At 47.5% G+C, this 1,026-nt stretch carries 1 pseudogene; it reads right to left on the bottom strand.

Features of this window, described 5'->3' with window-relative positions:
- A pseudogene (locus H3V01_RS10890) lies at positions 1-1,026 on the bottom strand (hypothetical protein); the annotation flags it as partial.

The following is a 1,026-nucleotide window of genomic DNA, read 5'->3' as shown; positions in this document are numbered from 1 at the left end:
GCTATATTGCCTGCTGCTACATTGGTAATCCGCTGCGCCGTACCATTATGGCCGGCATCATAGGCACTGCCTTTCCATTGCAATGCATTCTGCTGCAATGTAGTCAGATTCTGATTCGCACTGCTCAGACTGGCTGACAGATTGTTCAGACCGGTAGTCGCAGACTCTGACAAACTGCTCAGACCGGTGCTGACACTGTTCAGTCCTGCTACAGTTACCGTAGACAGACTGTGCAGCTGTCCGCCGTTAACCGCTTCTGTGGATTCTGCACTCACTGCTCCTGCTGCCACACCACTCAGAACTTTGGCACTGCCGTCTCGGCTGGCATCATAAACACCTTTGCCTGCGTTCCACTGCAAGGTATTAGCCTGCAATGTGGATACGCTGCTGCTGGTATCTTGCAGACCTTTGTCCAGAGCCTGCAGGCTGTTAGCTGTAGAAGTAGTCAGTGTGTCCAGACTGGTGCTAATGCTCTGTATACTGCCTGAAGTACTGGATGTTAGCTGAGTCAGTTTATCGCTGGTACTGTTCAGGCTGTCTTTCAGATTTTTCAGACCTTTGTCTGTTGCTGTAGACAGTGTACCTAAATCTAAATTGGTTTTATTCAGGTTTTCGGTCAGTTTGTTGACACTGTTAGCAGTACCGGTTGACAAACTGTACATCTGCGCACCGTTAACTGCATCGGTAGAATCTCCCGCTATCGAGCCTGCTGCTACCTGTGTAATCTTCTGAGCTCTACCTTCACCATGATCAGCCTTGTAATTACCGTTTACTTTATCCCATTGCAGTGTATCAGTCTGCAATGCAGTAACCTTTTCAGTAACAGTATTCAGACCGGTTGACAGACTGGACACGTTTTGATTCACAGTGCTCAGACTATTACTAATAATAGTAGACAGACTGCCTAACTGATTGTCGGTTACTGTGTTCAGGTTAGTTGACAGACTGTTCAGCCCTGTTGATGTTGAGCTGGACAGACTGAATAGCTGACCACCGTTTACTGCATCTGTAGAATCATCTGCTATT

Source organism: Snodgrassella sp. M0351, from assembly GCF_016100575.1.
In the GTDB taxonomy this organism is placed as follows: Bacteria; Pseudomonadota; Gammaproteobacteria; order Burkholderiales; family Neisseriaceae; genus Snodgrassella; species Snodgrassella alvi.
This window is presented reverse-complemented; position numbering and strand designations above follow the sequence as displayed.